The organism is Pseudomonas sp., assembly GCF_040514055.1.
In the GTDB taxonomy this organism is placed as follows: domain Bacteria; phylum Pseudomonadota; class Gammaproteobacteria; order Pseudomonadales; family Pseudomonadaceae; genus Aquipseudomonas.
In genome coordinates, this window is record NZ_JBEVDL010000062.1 from 39,410 (window position 1) to 55,016 (window position 15,607).

General features: G+C 65.7%; 14 protein-coding genes. 6 read left to right on the forward strand and 8 right to left on the reverse strand.

All coding sequences use genetic code 11. From position 1 onward, the window contains the following. The first annotated feature begins 70 nt into the window (after window positions 1–70). The 5 genes from ABWY06_RS14425 to ABWY06_RS14445 all read left to right on the forward strand — a co-directional run bounded on the left by ABWY06_RS14425 (window position 71) and on the right by ABWY06_RS14445 (window position 3,602). The gene (locus tag ABWY06_RS14425) at window positions 71–1,582 is read left to right on the forward strand and encodes an RNA polymerase factor sigma-54 (RefSeq protein ID WP_353926250.1); all 1,512 of its coding nucleotides are present in this window, start codon (window positions 71–73) and stop codon (window positions 1,580–1,582) included. Window positions 1,583–1,667: 85 nt separating this feature from the next. After that, window positions 1,668–1,976, forward strand: a complete 309-nt coding sequence (gene hpf / locus ABWY06_RS14430; RefSeq protein ID WP_353926251.1) for a ribosome hibernation-promoting factor, HPF/YfiA family — start codon at window positions 1,668–1,670, stop codon at window positions 1,974–1,976. A gap of 15 nt (window positions 1,977–1,991) precedes the next feature. Beyond that, window positions 1,992–2,456, forward strand: a complete 465-nt coding sequence (gene ptsN, locus ABWY06_RS14435; RefSeq protein WP_353926252.1) for a PTS IIA-like nitrogen regulatory protein PtsN — start codon at window positions 1,992–1,994, stop codon at window positions 2,454–2,456. Window positions 2,457–2,458: 2 nt separating this feature from the next. Further along, window positions 2,459–3,316 (forward strand): RNase adapter RapZ, encoded by an 858-nt coding sequence (rapZ, locus tag ABWY06_RS14440; protein WP_353926253.1) that lies wholly within the window; start codon window positions 2,459–2,461, stop codon window positions 3,314–3,316. 13 nt (window positions 3,317–3,329) lie between these two features. Further along, the gene (locus tag ABWY06_RS14445) at window positions 3,330–3,602 is read left to right on the forward strand and encodes an HPr family phosphocarrier protein (RefSeq protein WP_353926254.1); all 273 of its coding nucleotides are present in this window, start codon (window positions 3,330–3,332) and stop codon (window positions 3,600–3,602) included. A 5-nt stretch (window positions 3,603–3,607) separates the two neighbouring features. Here the strand turns inward: ABWY06_RS14445 and ABWY06_RS14450 are convergent, their stop codons facing one another. After that, complete coding sequence (locus ABWY06_RS14450; RefSeq protein WP_353926255.1) at window positions 3,608–4,921, reverse strand: glycoside hydrolase family 3 N-terminal domain-containing protein; 1,314 nt, start codon at window positions 4,919–4,921, stop codon at window positions 3,608–3,610. A 163-nt stretch (window positions 4,922–5,084) separates the two neighbouring features. Further along, entirely contained in the window at window positions 5,085–6,431 is a 1,347-nt protein-coding gene (gene pmbA / locus ABWY06_RS14455; protein ID WP_353926256.1) for a metalloprotease PmbA, read from the reverse strand. A gap of 95 nt (window positions 6,432–6,526) precedes the next feature. On the opposite strand from pmbA, the gene yjgA reads away from it, so the two are divergent. Next, window positions 6,527–7,045: a ribosome biogenesis factor YjgA gene (gene yjgA, locus ABWY06_RS14460; protein ID WP_353926257.1), complete on the forward strand. Its 519-nt coding sequence runs from the start codon at window positions 6,527–6,529 to the stop codon at window positions 7,043–7,045. 50 nt (window positions 7,046–7,095) lie between these two features. Here the strand turns inward: yjgA and ABWY06_RS14465 are convergent, their stop codons facing one another. Genes ABWY06_RS14465 through ABWY06_RS14490 form a run of 6 tightly spaced genes read right to left on the reverse strand, consistent with a single transcriptional unit; the run spans window position 7,096 to window position 15,597 of the window. Next, a complete protein-coding gene (locus tag ABWY06_RS14465; RefSeq protein ID WP_353926258.1) occupies window positions 7,096–7,269 on the reverse strand; it encodes a hypothetical protein in 174 nt (57 codons plus the stop codon). A 58-nt stretch (window positions 7,270–7,327) separates the two neighbouring features. Continuing rightward, window positions 7,328–8,785, reverse strand: a complete 1,458-nt coding sequence (tldD, locus tag ABWY06_RS14470; RefSeq protein WP_353926259.1) for a metalloprotease TldD — start codon at window positions 8,783–8,785, stop codon at window positions 7,328–7,330. Window positions 8,786–8,787: 2 nt separating this feature from the next. Then, window positions 8,788–9,636 carry a carbon-nitrogen hydrolase family protein gene (locus ABWY06_RS14475; protein ID WP_353926260.1) on the reverse strand — a complete coding sequence of 283 codons (849 nt, stop codon included), beginning with the start codon at window positions 9,634–9,636 and terminating at the stop codon, window positions 8,788–8,790. Window positions 9,637–9,685: 49 nt separating this feature from the next. Continuing rightward, the gene (locus ABWY06_RS14480; protein WP_353926261.1) at window positions 9,686–13,513 is read right to left on the reverse strand and encodes a YhdP family protein; all 3,828 of its coding nucleotides are present in this window, start codon (window positions 13,511–13,513) and stop codon (window positions 9,686–9,688) included. Between the two features lie 33 nt (window positions 13,514–13,546). Then, window positions 13,547–15,004, reverse strand: coding sequence for a ribonuclease G (rng, locus tag ABWY06_RS14485; RefSeq protein ID WP_353926262.1), 1,458 nt, complete (start codon window positions 15,002–15,004; stop codon window positions 13,547–13,549). Next, window positions 15,001–15,597 carry a Maf family protein gene (locus ABWY06_RS14490; protein WP_353926263.1) on the reverse strand — a complete coding sequence of 199 codons (597 nt, stop codon included), beginning with the start codon at window positions 15,595–15,597 and terminating at the stop codon, window positions 15,001–15,003. Before ABWY06_RS14490 ends, rng begins: the two co-directional genes overlap by 4 nt. Window positions 15,598–15,607 lie beyond the last annotated feature (10 nt).

A 15,607-nucleotide genomic window follows, 5' to 3' on the forward strand; every position in this document is an offset into this window, starting at 1 on the left:
AGGGGGCGCTCAAGCGCCCGGTAGTGGATGACGCCAACGCGTCGGCGAATTAAGGTGCTTAGCCCCAGCCATGAAACCATCGCTCGTCCTGAAAATGGGCCAGCAGCTGACGATGACGCCTCAGCTGCAACAGGCCATCCGCCTGCTCCAATTGTCCACCCTGGATCTGCAACAGGAGATCCAGGAGGCCCTGGAATCCAATCCGATGCTCGAGCGCCAGGAGGACGGCGAGGACTTCGACACCAGCAACCCCCTGGCCGACGGCGCGGAAAACCCTGCACCTGCGCCGAATGCCGAAGAGACCTTCCAGGAGAGCAATTACCAGGAAGCGTCCGCTCCGACGGTCGACAACCTGGAGGAAGGCGAATGGAACGACACCATCCCCAACGAGCTGCCGGTCGACACCGCTTGGGAGGACGTCTACCAGACCAGCGCCAGCAGCTTGCCGAGCAACGATGACGACGAGTGGGATTTCACCACCCGCACTTCGGCCGGCGAAAGCCTGCAGAGCCATCTGCTCTGGCAGCTGAACCTCGCGCCGATGTCGGACAAGGATCGCCTGATCGCGGTCACCCTGATTGACTGCATCAACAACCAGGGCTACCTGGACGAAACGCTGGAAGAAGTGCTGGATGCCTTCGATCCGGAACTCGATATCGAGCTGGACGAAGTGCAAGCGGTCCTGCATCGCATCCAGCAGTTCGAGCCAGCCGGCATCGGTGCCCGCGACCTGCGTGAGTGCCTGCTCCTGCAATTGCGCCAACTGCCCGCCAAGACCCCCTGGCTGAGCGAGGCGCAACGTTTAACCAGCGAGTACCTGGAGCTGCTCGGCAATCGCGACTACGCCCAGTTGGTACGGCGCATGAAGCTCAAGGAAGACGAACTGCGCCAAGTGATCGAACTGATCCAGAGCCTGAATCCGCGGCCCGGCTCGCAGATCGAGTCGAGCGAGCCCGAATACGTGGTGCCCGACGTGATCGTGCGCAAGCACAACGAACGCTGGTTGGTGGAGCTGAACCAGGAAGCCATGCCGAAACTGCGGGTCAACGCCCAGTACGCCGGTTTTGTCCGCCGTGCCGACGCCAGCGCCGATAACACCTTCATGCGCAACCAGTTGCAGGAGGCGCGCTGGTTTATCAAGAGCCTGCAGAGCCGCAACGAGACGCTGATGAAAGTCGCCACGCAGATCGTCGAGCACCAGCGCGGCTTTCTCGAATACGGCGACGAAGCGATGAAACCCCTGGTGCTGCACGATATCGCCGAGGCGGTGGGCATGCACGAGTCGACCATTTCGCGGGTCACCACGCAAAAGTTCATGCACACCCCGCGCGGCATCTACGAACTGAAGTATTTTTTCTCCAGCCACGTCAGCACCTCCGAAGGAGGCGAATGCTCGTCCACGGCGATCCGCGCCATCATCAAAAAATTGGTCGCCGCGGAAAATGCGAAAAAGCCGTTGAGTGACAGCAAGATCGCTGGTTTACTGGAAGCACAGGGCATTCAGGTAGCCCGTCGCACAGTCGCCAAATACCGCGAATCCCTCGGGATAGCGCCTTCCAGTGAACGCAAGCGATTGCTGTAGCGTGGCAGTACTGATCCAAGCCAAAGTGTTCCGGTGGCAGGCCCGTTAGCCTGTCTCTTACACACGGCAATAAGGAGAAAGCGGTATGCAAGTCAACATCAGTGGACATCAACTGGATGTGACCGACGCCCTACGCGACTACATCGTCGACAAACTCGGACGACTGGAGCGCCACTTCGACAAGATCACCAATGTGCAGGTCACCATGGAGGTCGAGAAGCTCAAGCAGAAAATCGAAGCCACCCTGCACATCGCCGGCGGCGAAGTGGTCGCCAACGCCGAACATGACGACATGTATGCGGCCATCGACCTGCTCACCGACAAACTCGATCGTCAACTCATCAAGCACAAGGAAAAGCAACTGCACCGCCAACAGGGCGCGGCCGTTCGCTGACAACCCCCTCTCCCCATGATCCGACTCGAAAATATCCTGACCCCTGGCCGTTCCCTGGTGAACGTGCCAGGTGGCAGTAAAAAACGCGTTCTCGAACAGATCGCCCACCTGGTCGCCCGGCAACTGCCCGACCTCGAGGTGCAGGACATCTTCGAGAGCCTGATTGCCCGCGAGAAACTCGGTTCCACCGGGTTCGGTAACGGCATCGCCATTCCCCACTGCCGGCTGCCCGGCTGCCCGGCACCGATCAGTGCCTTGCTGCGCCTGGACGCAGCGGTCGACTTCGATGCCATCGACGGCATGCCGGTAGACCTGCTGTTTGTCCTGCTGGTCCCCGAGGCCGCCACCGACGCTCACCTGGAGCTGCTGCGCCAGATCGCCAGCATGCTCGATCGCCAGGAGGTGCGTGAACGACTGCGTCAGGCACCGGACAGCGCGAGCCTGTACCAGGTGGTGGTGGACGTGCAGAACGCGCCCTAGCCATGCACCTGATCATCGTCAGCGGCCGCTCCGGCTCGGGTAAAAGTACCGCCCTGGATGTCCTCGAGGACAACGGCTTCTACTGCATCGACAACTTGCCGGCCGGCTTGCTGCCGGAACTGGCCGAACGCTTTCTGCACACCGAATCCCTGCAGTCGCTGGTGGCGGTGTCCATCGACGCGCGCAACCTGCCCAGCCAGCTCAAACGTTTCCCCGAGCTGCTCGATGAGGTCAGGGCACGCCACGTGCAATGCGACGTGCTGTACCTGGACGCCGACGACGAAACCTTGCTCAAGCGCTTCTCCGAAACCCGACGGCGCCACCCACTGACCACCGAAAAACGCTCGCTGGCCGAAGCCATACGCGACGAGAGCGCCCTGCTCGGCCCGATCATCGACTTGGCCGACCTGAAGATCGACACCACGCATCTGAACCTGTACCAACTGCGCGATAGCCTGAAACTGCGCCTGCTGAACAAGCCCGAACCGGGCACCGCCTTTCTGGTCGAGTCCTTCGGCTTCAAGCGTGGCATGCCAGTGGATGCCGACCTGGTGTTCGATGTGCGCTGCCTGCCCAATCCGTATTGGATACCCGACCTGCGCGACTTCTCGGGCCTGGACCAACCGGTGGTGGACTACCTCGCCGCCCAGGAAGATGTGCAGGACATGTACCAGGACATCCTCGGCTACCTGAGCAAATGGCTGCCCCGCTTTGCCGCCAGCAACCGGGCCTACGTCACTGTGGCCATCGGCTGTACCGGCGGCCATCACCGCTCGGTGTACCTGTCCGAACGCCTGGGGCTCGCCCTTAAAACCCTTTTGAAGAACGTTCAGGTCCGCCACCGCGACCTGAGTGAATAGGACCCGAATCGCGATGCCCGCCCACGAAATCACCATTATCAACAAACTTGGCCTGCATGCTCGCGCGGCGGCCAAATTCGTCGGTGTGGCGGCACGTTTTCCCTGCCAGATCCGGGTCGGCCGCGAGCCGCAAAGCGTGGTCGACGGCAAGAGCATCATGGCGGTGATGATGCTGGCCGCCGGTAAAGGCACCTCGATTCACCTGCACACCGAAGGCGAGCAGGAAAACGAGGCGCTGACGGCGCTGATCGAGCTGATCAATAACCGCTTCGACGAAGGCGAGTAACCCCCCTAGCCTCGTCCACCACGCGAGCGCGCCAGGCGCCTGTCGCTCTGCTCCAGCAACCCCGGATCCAGCCTACCCTCTGTCTGCGCCTGCAGGGCGCAGTGCAACGCCTCGTAGTACTGCTCGGGGTCATAGGCGACCAGCAGCAGGTCAACCCCGGCATCCAGGGCACGCACCGCCGCCTGACAGACGCCGAAGCGGTAGGCCGCCGCCATTGTCAGGTCGTCGGTGATCAGCACCCCATCGAAGGCGAATTCCTGGCGCAACACCCGTTGCACCACGGTTCGCGACAAGGACACCGGATAGTCCCGATCCAGCTCCGTCAGCGTCACATGGGCCAGCATCACCCAGGCCGGGGTCTGCGCCATCAGCTGGCGGAACGGCCGCCAGTCCTGCTCGCGCAGCTGGGCCAGCGGTGCCTGCAGCGCCGCGGAGAAATGATGGGTGTCGCTGCTGACGCGACCCAATCCGGGGAAATGCTTGAGCGTCGCACGCACGCCCTCCTGCTGCAGACCTTCGGCATAGGCCTGGGCCACTCGCCCCACCACGGCCGGGTCGGCGGACAGGGCGCGCCGGGCGATCAGGCTATGCAGGTCGAGCGGATTGTCCGGATGAGCCAGCTTCAGGTCCAGCACCGGGCTGAAATTGAGATCGACCCCCAGTGCCGCCAGCGCCGCCCCCTGTTCACGGCCATAAGCCCGGGCAGCAGACTCCAGCGCCGGCCCGTCCGCCTGGGCCGCGACCAGGCTCGCCAGCGGTGGCTGTTGGGGCAAGGGGGGCGACAGGCGCGAGACGATCCCGCCCTCCTGATCGGTGCTGACGATCAGGGGTGGCAGCCCGGCGGTCAGGCGCAGGCGCTGCAAGCCGGCGATCTGTTCGCGGATCTGCGCCGCGTCCAGGTCCTCGATATTGCGTCGGGTGATAAAAACCCCGCCGATCAGTCCCTGGGCCACCAGCGGTGCCAGTTCGGCCGGATCGCGATAGCCCAGGACAAAATGCTGGCCCAGCCGCTGCACCGGGGTCAGTTGCCCGGCACTGAGCGGCGCCACCCGACCTGCCGCCAGCACGGCGGCGCGGTGGCCGCGAAAACGCAGGTCCTCGCTCAAGCCCAGACCGAAGGCCAGCAGCAGTACCGCCACCCAGACCTGCCGCGTGCGCGCCGCGGGGCGCCGCCAGAGCCAATGGAGCGCCAGCAGCGCCGGTACGCCCAGCAGCAGCAACAGCACAGGGCGTACCGGCAGCAGGTGCGGGTCGCGGCCATACCAGGCCAACAGCAGCAGGACCACGGCTAACAGCCAGCGCAGCATCGCAACAAGCATGGAAATCCTTTGATTGCTATCGAGGCGTCAGACGCGCTCAGGGACGGCGGGAGCGTCCGGGGACGCCGAGTCCCTGGCCGCGACGCCTGGGCCGTCGCCGACAACGGCTCGGTGCACCACTCGCGGCGCGCGCCTACCCGATTGCCTCCACCCTGCGTTGGGTTCAGCTGCCCGCGACGGTCATGCGCTCGATCAACACCGAGCCGGTGCGCACATTGCTGCGCAGCTCAAGGTCGCTGCCGACCGCGACGATCTGCTTGAACATGTCCCGCAGGTTGCCGGCGATGGTGACTTCCTGGACCGGGAACTGGATCTCGCCGTTCTCCACCCAGAAACCGCTGGCGCCGCGCGAGTAATCGCCAGTGACCAGGTTCAGGCCCTGGCCCATCAGCTCGGTGACCAGCAGTCCGCGGCCCATGCGCCGCAGCAGCGCCGCCTGGTCTTCGTCGCCATGACTGACGAACAGGTTGTGCACGCCGCCGGAGTTGGCCGTGCTCGGCAGGCCGAGCTTGCGTCCCGAGTAAGTCCCCAGCACGTAACTGAGCAACTCGCCGCGCTCGACAAAGGACTTGGCGTAGGTCGCCAGGCCATCGCCGTCGAAGGTCGCACTGCCCAGGGCACCGCGCAGGTGCGGACGCTCATCGAGACTCAACCAGGAAGGGAACAACTGCTGGCCCAGGGCGCCCTCGAGAAAGGACGATTTGCGGTACAGGTTGCCGCCGGAAATCGCCGAGAGAAAGTGGTTGAACAGGCCGCCAGCCAGTTCCGCGGCGAACAGCACCGGTACTTCGCAGGTCGGCACCGGGCGCGCGCCCAGGCGGCTGACCGCACGTTCGGCGGCACGCCGGCCAATACTCGCGGCATCGGCCAGGTCCTCGCCGCGGCGGCTGACGTCGTACCAGTAATCGCGCTGCATCAGCCCTTCGCTCTCGGCGATCATCACGCAGCTCAGGCTCTGCCGGGTGCTGGCATAACCCCCGACGAAACCGTGGCTGTTGCCGTAGACGCGGCAGCCCTGGTGGGTGTTGAGGCTGGTGCCATCGGCATTCTTGATCCGCGGGTCGGTGGCGAAGGCGGCCGCCTCGCAACGCAGGGCGGTTTCGATGGCCTGCTCCGGGGTGATGTCCCAGGCGTGGTAGAGGTCCAGGTCCGGCAAGTCGCGGGCCATCAGCTCGGCATCGGCCAATCCCGCGCATTCGTCTTCGGAGGCATGCTTGGCAATCGCCAGGGCCGCCGCCACCGTTTCGCGGATCGCCGCCTCGCCACTGGCCGAGGTACTGGCCGAACCCTTGCGCTGGCCCAGGTAGAGGGTGATGCCAAATCCCTGGTCGCGGTTGAATTCGACGGTCTCGACTTCGCCCTGGCGAACCGTCGTCGACAACCCCTGCTCCACCGACACCGCGACCTCGCAGGCGCTGGCGCCCTGTTGCCGCGCCTCGGCGATTATCCGCGCCACCTGGGCCTGCAAGTCCGGCAGTGCCTGGGGACCGACCACGTCTGATGCACTCATAACCACTCCACTTTCTCAAGACCAGTCACCTGGCCGGGCCGGACAAGCGGCCCTCGACTCGTTATCATGGTGGCGTTTCCTATTGGATCAGCCCCATGTCTGAATACCTCGACGACTTCTCCGAAGAGAAGAGCAAAACCCAGGTCAAGCGCGAGCTGCACGCGCTGGTGGACCTCGGTGAACGCCTGACTACCCTCAAGCCCGATCTGCTGGCCCGCCTGCCGCTGACCGACGCCTTGCGCAGTGCCCTGGCCGATGCGCCGAAGCACACGGCCAATATCGCCCGCAAGCGGCATATCCAGTTCATCGGCAAGCTGATGCGCGATCAGAATGTCGAAGAAATCCTGGCCCTGATAGACCAGCTGGACGCCTCCACCCGCCAGTACAACGAGCGTTTCCATGCCTTGGAGCACTGGCGCGACCGTTTGCTCCTGGGCAGCGACGAGGTGCTCGACGCCTTTGTCGCCGATTACCCCGAGGCGGACCGCCAGCACCTACGGCAACTGATCCGCCAGGCCCAGCACGAAAACGCCCATAACAAACCGCCGGCCACCACCCGTAAAATCTTCAAATATATCCGCGAGCTGGATGAAACCAAGCGCGGTTTACGCTAGCCAGCGGTCCTTGGCAGGGTTTGGCCAGCGCGCGGCCAAACCCTGCAGCCTCAGACCTGGTAGAGGTAATAAACAAACCCGCCCAGAAGCAGCGTAATCAGCTCGACAGTGCCCAGGGCACCCAGCCAGCGCTCGCTCTGCCTTGTTCTTGGCGGCCGTACTCGCCCCAGGGTCAACAGCACCAGGGTAGAGCGCCCGACCCGGTAAGCCAGCTCCTCGAACAATCACTCCATCAGTCCGGCCAGCAGACTGAGGAAAAAGCCGCCGATCGCATCGATCATTTCAAGCTCCCGTCCCACCGACGGTGATCGCATCGATCTTCAGGGTCGGCTGGCCGACGCCCACCGGCACCGACTGACCGTCCTTGCCGCAGGTGCCGACGCCGCTGTCCAGGGCCAGGTCGTTACCGACCATGGACACCCGGCTCATGGCTTCCGGCCCGTTGCCGATCAGTGTCGCGCCCTTGACCGGCGCAGTGATCTTGCCATCCTCGATCAGGTAGGCCTCGCTGGTGGAAAACACGAACTTGCCGCTGGTGATGTCCACCTGGCCGCCGCCCAGATTGGCGCAGTAAATGCCTTTTTTCACCGAACGAATGATCTCCTCGGGATCGCTCTCGCCGGCCAGCATGTAGGTGTTGGTCATGCGCGGCATCGGCAGGTGCGCGTAAGACTCGCGGCGACCGTTGCCGGTCGGCGCCACGCCCATCAGGCGGGCATTGAGCTTGTCCTGCATGTAGCCCTTGAGCACGCCGTTTTCGATCAGGGTGGTGCATTGGGTCGGGGTGCCCTCGTCGTCCAGGCTCAGCGAGCCACGGCGACCCGGCAGCGTGCCATCGTCGACTATGGTGCACAGGCTGGATGCGACCCGCTCACCGACCCGGCCGCTGTAGGCCGAACTGCCCTTGCGGTTGAAATCGCCTTCCAGGCCATGGCCCACCGCCTCATGCAGCAGCACCCCGGACCACCCCGCGCCCATCACCACCGGAAAGGTGCCGGCCGGCGCAGGGATCGCCTCCAGGTTGACCAGCGCCTGGCGCAAGGCCTCGCGGGCATAGCCCAGGGCGCGCTCTTCGTTGAGCTCGCCTCGTTCGAGAAAGTAGCGGTAGTCGCAACGACCGCCGCCGCCATGCCCTCCGCGCTCGCGGCGACCGTTCTGCTCGACGATGACGCTGACGTTAAACCGCACCAGCGGCCGCACGTCGGCACCCAGGCTGCCGTCGGCGGCGGCGATCAGAATGCGTTCCCAAACGCCGGCCAGGCTTACGGTGACCTGCTGGATACGCGGATCCAGGGCCCGAGTGGCCACATCCACACGCTTGAGCAGCTCGACTTTTTCCGCGCGACTGAGCACATCCAGCGGGTTGTCCGGCGCGTACAGGCGGGTGACCGGGCTGCTGGCGAAGGCCTGCACCCGGCCATGCTGGCCAGCCCGGGCGATCGAGCGCGCGGCACGCGCCGCCTGGCTCAGGGCCTCGGCGGTGATCGCGTTGCTGTAGGCGAAACCGGTTTTCTCACCGGACTGGGCCCGCACCCCGACGCCCTGGTCGAGGTTGAAACTGCCTTCCTTGACGATACCGTCTTCCAGTACCCAGGTTTCCGAAACCTGGCCATGAAAATACAGGTCGGCGGCATCGATGCCCGGACCGGCCAGCTCGCCCAGGATGCTCGGCAGGTGCTCCAGCGCCAGGCCGCCCGGGCCCAGCAAGTGTTCGCTGACGGATACCAACTGCTCGTTCATAGTCACTCCGTAGAGGCCGGGCGCAGTGCGCCCGGCACAGAAAATCGTCGGTGCCGGTCAACCGGCATACGCTGGCGAATGCTCGCCTGTTCGCTGGCATCCCGCAGTGCCAGCAGCACGCCTTCGCCCTGGGCTTGCTCGGCCAGCACCCGCCCCCAGGGGTCGACGAGCGCCGAGTGGCCGAAGGTTTCCCGCGGTCCCGGATGCACACCGCCCTGCCCGGCCGCCAGCAGGTAACACTGGGTCTCGATGGCCCGCGCCCTTACCAGCACCTGCCAATGGGCCGCGCCGGTCACCGCCGTGAAGGCCGCCGGCACGCTGATCAACTCGGCGCCGGCTTCACGCAAGGCGCCGTAGAGCTCGGGAAAACGCAGGTCATAACACACGGTCATGCCCAGACGGCCCAGCGGGGTGTCGGCCAATACCAGCTGCCCACCATGGGCATAATCGTCCGACTCGCGATAGCGCCCACGCAGGTCGCTGACATCCACGTCGAACAGGTGCAGCTTGTCATACCGCGCGACCCGCTCGCCCTGTTCATCGATCAGCAGCGAGCAGGCGCGGGCCTTGTCGTTCGGGCGATCATCCGGCGGCAGCGGCAAGGTCCCCGCCACTATCCATAACTTGAGGTCGCGGGCGGCCCGTTTCAACCAGGGCAACAGCGGACCGCTGCCGGCCGCCTCGGCCCGCCCCAGATCGGCCAGGTCGCGGCGCCCCATGGCGGCGAAATTCTCCGGCAACACCACCAGCCGCGCGCCGCCCTCGGCCGCCTGCTCGAGCAGCCGGCGCGCGCGGGCCAGGTTATCCGCCACATCCTCCTGGCTGACCAGTTGAATCACCGCTAACGACATTTCGCACTCCATTTAGGCCCCATGTTACGGCATCCCGCCGCAGCCCAGCTTATCGAGGTTTTTCAAAAGGTTTTTCGAAACTGATTTTAGGCTCCAGCAGCGGGCCCTTGACGCTGTATTGCACGCTGGCAAAACGGGCCACCCGATCGCCCAACAGCTTGTCGACCACAAACAGGGCGCCACCGATGGCCGGTGCACCCACGATCAGCGCCGCCAGCGGCAGGTTGTTGCTCAGCGGCAAGGTCACCAGCAGCTTGGCGTCGATGCTTTCCCCGGCCAGGTCCAACCGCCCGTTGAGCTCCATATTGCTCGAGGGGCCCGTCAGGGTGATCGGCTCACGGGTGACGAAGACACCATTGTCACCGGCCAACAGGCCCTTGACCCGGTCATAGCTGATTCCGCGGCCCAGCAGGTCGGAGAAATCCAGCCGCAGACGCCGGCCGATGGAGTTGAAGTTGAGCAGGCCAAACACCCGCAGCGCCGAGGCCGAGCCCTGAGCCTCGACGAACTGGCCTTTGCGCAGGCTCGCATCCAGGGTACCGGAAAGCCGTTTCAGGCTGACCCAGGCGGGCGAGCCGGGCCATTGCCCGGCGACATCCAGGCGAAAGCGTTCGCTGGTGGCCGTCGGGGCGAAATCCCAGGCCAGCAATACGTCCGCCAGGTTGCCGCCTGCCAGGCGCCCCTGGAACCAGCTACGAGTAGCGCCAACCGCGCCCTCCCAGCCGGCGCTGCCGGTGATCTGCAAGCCCTTGAGTTGCAGGTCAAGGTCGGTGAAGCGCACCCCGCTGGCGCTCGGACGAGCCTTGAGCGCCCAGGCGCCAACCAGCTTGTCACCCTGCTGCAACCGCTCGATACGCAGGTCCAGTGCCGGTATCTGCCGGGGGTCCAGCGCCGCCAGCGGATCGGGTTTTTCCTCCGCCTGGACCTGCGCCAACGCGGCCGGCGGCTTGGGTTCGGCCGGCGGCAGGCGCAGGTACTGCAACCGCACATCGATAGGCGCCTGGTCGCGGTCCGGCAGCTTGACTTGGCCCTTGGCCACGGCGCTGTCCAGGGCCAGCGCCCAGCCGCCATCGCCCCGCGCCAACTGCAGGTCGAGGTTGTCCAGTGCCAGGCCGAAGCCCTTGAAGCGCCCCACCCGCAGGTCGGCGCCACGGAACAGTCGCTTGGCGTCACCCGTCTGTGGCAGCGCGTAGGGCGCCAGCACGGCCTGCCAGGCAGCCACGTCCAGCTCGCTGAGGCGACCGCGCAGGTGCAAGCCGCTGGCGCCCGGCAGTTGCGCCTGCCCCGGGCCAAGCAGCAGCTCGCCGCGCAGGTCGGCGATGCGGCCGGCGGGGGTAACCAGGGCCAGGTTGGCCAGTTCGGCGTAACTCAGCCAGTAGCGCCGCTCGGGCCCCTGCAAGCTCATGCGCCACTGGGTGGGCCGAGCCTGGCCGGCCGGTTTGCCAAAGGGACTCGGCAGCTCGATGGCCAGGCCCTGTAGGTCCGACTCGACCTGCAGCTGGCTGTCGAGCCCCTCGAGCGTCAGGCCCAGCCGATACGGCAGCTCGCCGGACAGCGGCATGGGGCCCGTCATGCCCAGCCAGTTGGCCAACTCGCGGGCCGCCACCGTACCACTGGCCTGGATGCGGGTACGCGGATGCCCCACGCGTCCTTCGGCCAGGGCACTGGCACGCACCTCCCGACCGAACACCTTGGCGCGGATGTCCGACGCGCTAAGGCCGCGGACGCTGTCGAAACGAAAGGCGCCGCTCAGCTCGCTCAACTGCAGCGCCGGTTCGGCCAACTGCAAGCGGGCGTTGCGACTGGCGAAATCGACCTGGATTTTTGGCGGTGGCCCCTTGCCCAGTGGAATGTCCAGTTGCAACGCGCCGCGTAGAGCGCCCTCGCCCTGCCAGCCGGCGAACAGCTGCGCCGTGCCCAGCGGCGCCTCCAGAAGAAGCTTCAGAGCGTCGGGCAGCGAACTGTCCAGGTCGGCCAGCAACACCAGGCGTGGAACCTGGCCCGCCGCGACATGGGCGATCTCGGCCCGCGCATTCCGCACCTGGCTGCCCAGGATACGCCCCTCGGACACCCGCACCCGTACGCCGCTGTCCTCGATCAGCACCTCGCCACGGGCCGCGCGCAGGGCCGGCCAACCGGGCTGGTAGGCCAGCTCGGCATCCGCCACCTGGAAGAACAGGCTCAGGCTGCGGGCCGCATCCGCGGCGCCCTTGTTCAGGGAACCCTGGTACTGGAAATAACCGGCCTCCACCCCTCCACCACGGATGGCGCTCTTGAGCCATGCGCGCAGCGCCGGACTGAGCACCTCGGGCAGGTACTTTTCGGTGTAGCGGGCATCGCCCTCGCGCAGGCCGATCCGCAGGTCCATATAGTCCTCGGCAGCCGGATCGCGCAGCAGGCGGATCAGGAAATCCCCGGCGATCTTGCCCTCGTCCCCCTCCACTTGCAGGTAGGGGCTGATCAGGGTAAACGCCTGCTCATCCAGCCGCCAGGTCAGGCGCGCATTGGCCCGGCGGTACTGCCAGGGCTTGGCGAAGATCGGTGCCAAGTGCAGGACAAACTGCTCGCTGTCCAGGCGCAGCTCGCCCTGGCCCAGGTCGCCACTGAGGCTGCCGCTGACGTTTTCCGCCCCTGGCGCGCCGTGGTAGGCACTGAACCCCAACCGTTCGAGATTACCGGCGAAGCGCAGGCGATCACCGCCCGTCAACCGCGGACGGTAATCCAGTTTCAGGTTACGCAACGCCCCATGGGGTTGCAGCGTGCCAAGGGCCGCTACCAGCTCGGCAGGCAGAGGCGCCAACGCTTCGATCAGGGGTAACAGGGGCGCCAGGTCCAGGCGATCAGCGGTCACCTGCCACTGCTCATGGACATCGGCGGTTTCGTCCTGCCGCACCAGCCCCACTTGCACCTCGCCCCAGCGCTGATCGTCACGGCTGAAGGCCAAGCCATCGAGCAGCAGGTCAAAGCCCTGGGCCCGGCGCCGGAAATAGGCATTCAGCGCCAGGTTCTGCAGCGCCACGGCCGGACGTTCGGCGTAGGCCGCCTGCAACTGGGGCCCATGGACACGGGCCACCCCGCGCTGCACCGCACCCTTGGCCCAGCTGAGCCAGAATTCCCCGCCCGCCTGCAGTTGCTCGGTGCGCCAGGCGCCGCCAAGTCTGTTAGGCAGCCAGCGCGCCCAATCGCTCTGGGGCAAGCTCAGGTACAGCTCGGCGACCGCGTCACGCCAGCGTTCCGGCTGCAGGCGCGCCTGCAGGTTGAGCGCCAGGGGTTGACCATCGGGCAACAGCACGCGCGCGTCCAGGCGGTGGCGCCCCAGCCTATTGCTCAGGTTCAGTTCCAGGTAGGTCAGGCTAAGCGGCGCTTGCCCCTGGGCCTGCAATGTCAACTGACTGTCGAGCAGCGACAGTCGCTTGACCTGCTGCAGACGCGCCAGCCACAGCGCGGGATCCACCGGGGCGGCAGCGGCGCGACGCGGCAGGCCGCGCAGGGCCCAGTGACCGCCGCTGTCTTCTGCCAGGCTCAGCTGCAGCCCACGCACCTCCAGCACAGCGATCCGCGGCTGCCAGGCCAGCAGGCTGCCCAGCAGGTCCGGCACCAGGCTGACCTGCTCCAGGCGCAACCCGTCAGGTCCCTCGCCAAGCTGTACCTCATGGGCCAGGATCTCCGGCGCCAGGCCCTGCCACCGGCCCTCCAGTCGCCCTATGCCCAGCGGCATGCCCAGCGCCGCGCCCGCGCGCTGCTCAAGCTCCGCGCGGTATTCGGCCACCCAGGGCACCAGCTCGCGGCCCAGGCTGACGTACAGCGCGGTCAGGACCAGCGCCAGTATCCCGAGCCGCAGGGGCCAGCGCCACAGACGATTCAGCCACAGGGCCATGGCCGTTCCCTCAGCTCAGCCATGGCCGTTTGCTCACAGCAGGACCACATCGTATTGCTCCTGGGAGTACATGGTCTCGACCTGAAATTTGATCGTGCGACCGATAAAACTCTCCAGGTCCGCGACATTGCCCGACTCCTCGTCCAGCAGACGGTCGACCACCTTCTGGTTGGCCAGCACCCGATACCCCTCGGCCTCGTAGGCCCGCGCCTCGCGCAGGATCTCGCGGAAAATCTCGTAGCAGATGGTTTCCGCCGTCTTCAGTTTGCCGCGCCCCTGGCAGGTGATACAGGTTTCGCACAGCACCTGTTCAAGGCTCTCGCGGGTGCGCTTGCGGGTCATCTGCACCAGGCCCAGCTCGGTGATGCCGATGATATTGGTCTTGGCGTGGTCACGCTCCAGCTGTTTTTCCAGGGTGCGCAGCACCTGGCGCTGATGTTCCTCGTCTTCCATGTCGATGAAATCGATGATGATGATGCCGCCCAGGTTGCGCAGCCGCAGCTGGCGGGCTATCGCGGTCGCCGCCTCGAGGTTGGTCTTGAAGATGGTTTCTTCCAGCGTGCGGTGGCCGACGAAGGCACCGGTGTTGACATCAATGGTGCTCATCGCCTCGGCCGGATCGATGATCAGATAACCGCCCGACTTGAGCGGCACCTTGCGCTCCAGCGCCTTCTGGATTTCGTCCTCGACCCCATAGAGGTCGAAGATCGGCCGCTCGCCTGGGTAATGCTCCAGGCGGTCGGCGACCTCGGGCATCAGTTCGTCGACGAACTGCGTGATTTTCTGAAAGGTTTCCCGGGAGTCGATGCGAATCTTCTCGATCTTCGGGTTGACCAGGTCGCGCAGGGTGCGCAGCGCCAGGCTCAGGTCCTCATAGATCACCGAGGGTGTTGGCGCGGCTTTCATCTGGCTGCCGATCTGCTCCCACAGACGCCGCAGGTAGCGGATATCGGCCAGGATTTCTTCGGCCCGCGCGCCGTCGGCGGCGGTGCGCAGGATAAAGCCCCCCGCTTCCTCGATGCCCTCGGCGGCCACGCAGTCGGCCACCACCTGCTTGAGCCGCTCACGCTCGCCTTCGTCCTCGATCTTCAGCGAGATGCCGACGTGACTGGTACGGGGCATATACACCAGGTAACGCGAAGGGATGGACAGCTGGGTGGTCAGGCGCGCGCCCTTGCTGCCGATCGGATCCTTGGTCACTTGCACCACCAGGCTCTGGCCTTCGTGAACCAGGGCGCTGATGGTTTCCACCGCACTGCCTTCGCGGCTGGAGATTTCCGAGGCATGGATAAAGGCCGCGCGATCCAGGCCGATATCGACAAAGGCCGCCTGCATGCCCGGCAGCACCCGTACCACCTTGCCCTTGTAGATATTGCCGACGATGCCGCGGCGTTGGGTACGCTCGACATGTACCTCTTGCAGGACGCCGTTTTCCACCACCGCCACCCGCGATTCCATCGGGGTGATGTTGATCAGGATCTCTTCGCTCATAGGTCCATCTCGCTCGGGCGCTGCCAACAAGGAATGCCAAAATTGGCCAGCAATTCTGCCGTTTCGCACAGCGGCAGGCCGACCACCGCCGAATAGCTGCCGTGCAGGTGACTGACGAATACCGCAGCCAGGCCCTGAATGCCATAACTTCCTGCCTTGTCCCGGGGTTCGCCACTGGCCCAGTAGGCGTCGGCTTCGCCGGGCAACAGAGGGCGGAAGGTCACGCCACTGCTGACCACCCTGACGTCGGCGCGGCCCTGGGTGGCCAGCGCCACCGCCGTCAGTACCTGATGCTCGCGCCCCGACAGCGCCGCCAGCATGGCCAAGGCGTCGTCGCGATCAGCCGGCTTACCGAGAATACGCCCCTCCAGCACCACCGCCGTGTCGGCGCCCAGCACCACCGCGCTGGCCTCCACTCCGGCCAACCCGGCGTGCGCCTTGGCCAGGGCCAACCGCGCGACATAGGCGTGCGCCGGCTCGCTCGGCAAGGGTGTTTCATCGATGGTGGCGTCGAGGGTGGCAAACGCCACGCCGATCTGGGTCAGCAATTCACGCCGACGCGGCGACCCGGAGGCCAGGTACAGGGGGGGCATGCGACCTTTC

Coding starts and splice junctions, on each gene's coding strand:
- ABWY06_RS14425 (WP_353926250.1), top strand. CDS start 71: ATGAAACCATCGCTCGTCCTGAAAATGGGCCAGCAGCTGACGATGACG.
- hpf (WP_353926251.1), top strand. CDS start 1,668: ATGCAAGTCAACATCAGTGGACATCAACTGGATGTGACCGACGCCCTA.
- rapZ (WP_353926253.1), top strand. CDS start 2,459: ATGCACCTGATCATCGTCAGCGGCCGCTCCGGCTCGGGTAAAAGTACC.
- yjgA (WP_353926257.1), top strand. CDS start 6,527: ATGTCTGAATACCTCGACGACTTCTCCGAAGAGAAGAGCAAAACCCAG.
- ABWY06_RS14475 (WP_353926260.1), bottom strand. CDS start 9,636: ATGTCGTTAGCGGTGATTCAACTGGTCAGCCAGGAGGATGTGGCGGAT.
- tldD (WP_353926259.1), bottom strand. CDS start 8,785: ATGAACGAGCAGTTGGTATCCGTCAGCGAACACTTGCTGGGCCCGGGC.
- pmbA (WP_353926256.1), bottom strand. CDS start 6,431: ATGAGTGCATCAGACGTGGTCGGTCCCCAGGCACTGCCGGACTTGCAG.
- ABWY06_RS14490 (WP_353926263.1), bottom strand. CDS start 15,597: ATGCCCCCCCTGTACCTGGCCTCCGGGTCGCCGCGTCGGCGTGAATTG.
- ABWY06_RS14450 (WP_353926255.1), bottom strand. CDS start 4,921: ATGCTTGTTGCGATGCTGCGCTGGCTGTTAGCCGTGGTCCTGCTGCTG.
- ABWY06_RS14445 (WP_353926254.1), top strand. CDS start 3,330: ATGCCCGCCCACGAAATCACCATTATCAACAAACTTGGCCTGCATGCT.
- rng (WP_353926262.1), bottom strand. CDS start 15,004: ATGAGCGAAGAGATCCTGATCAACATCACCCCGATGGAATCGCGGGTG.
- ABWY06_RS14480 (WP_353926261.1), bottom strand. CDS start 13,513: ATGGCCCTGTGGCTGAATCGTCTGTGGCGCTGGCCCCTGCGGCTCGGG.
- ptsN (WP_353926252.1), top strand. CDS start 1,992: ATGATCCGACTCGAAAATATCCTGACCCCTGGCCGTTCCCTGGTGAAC.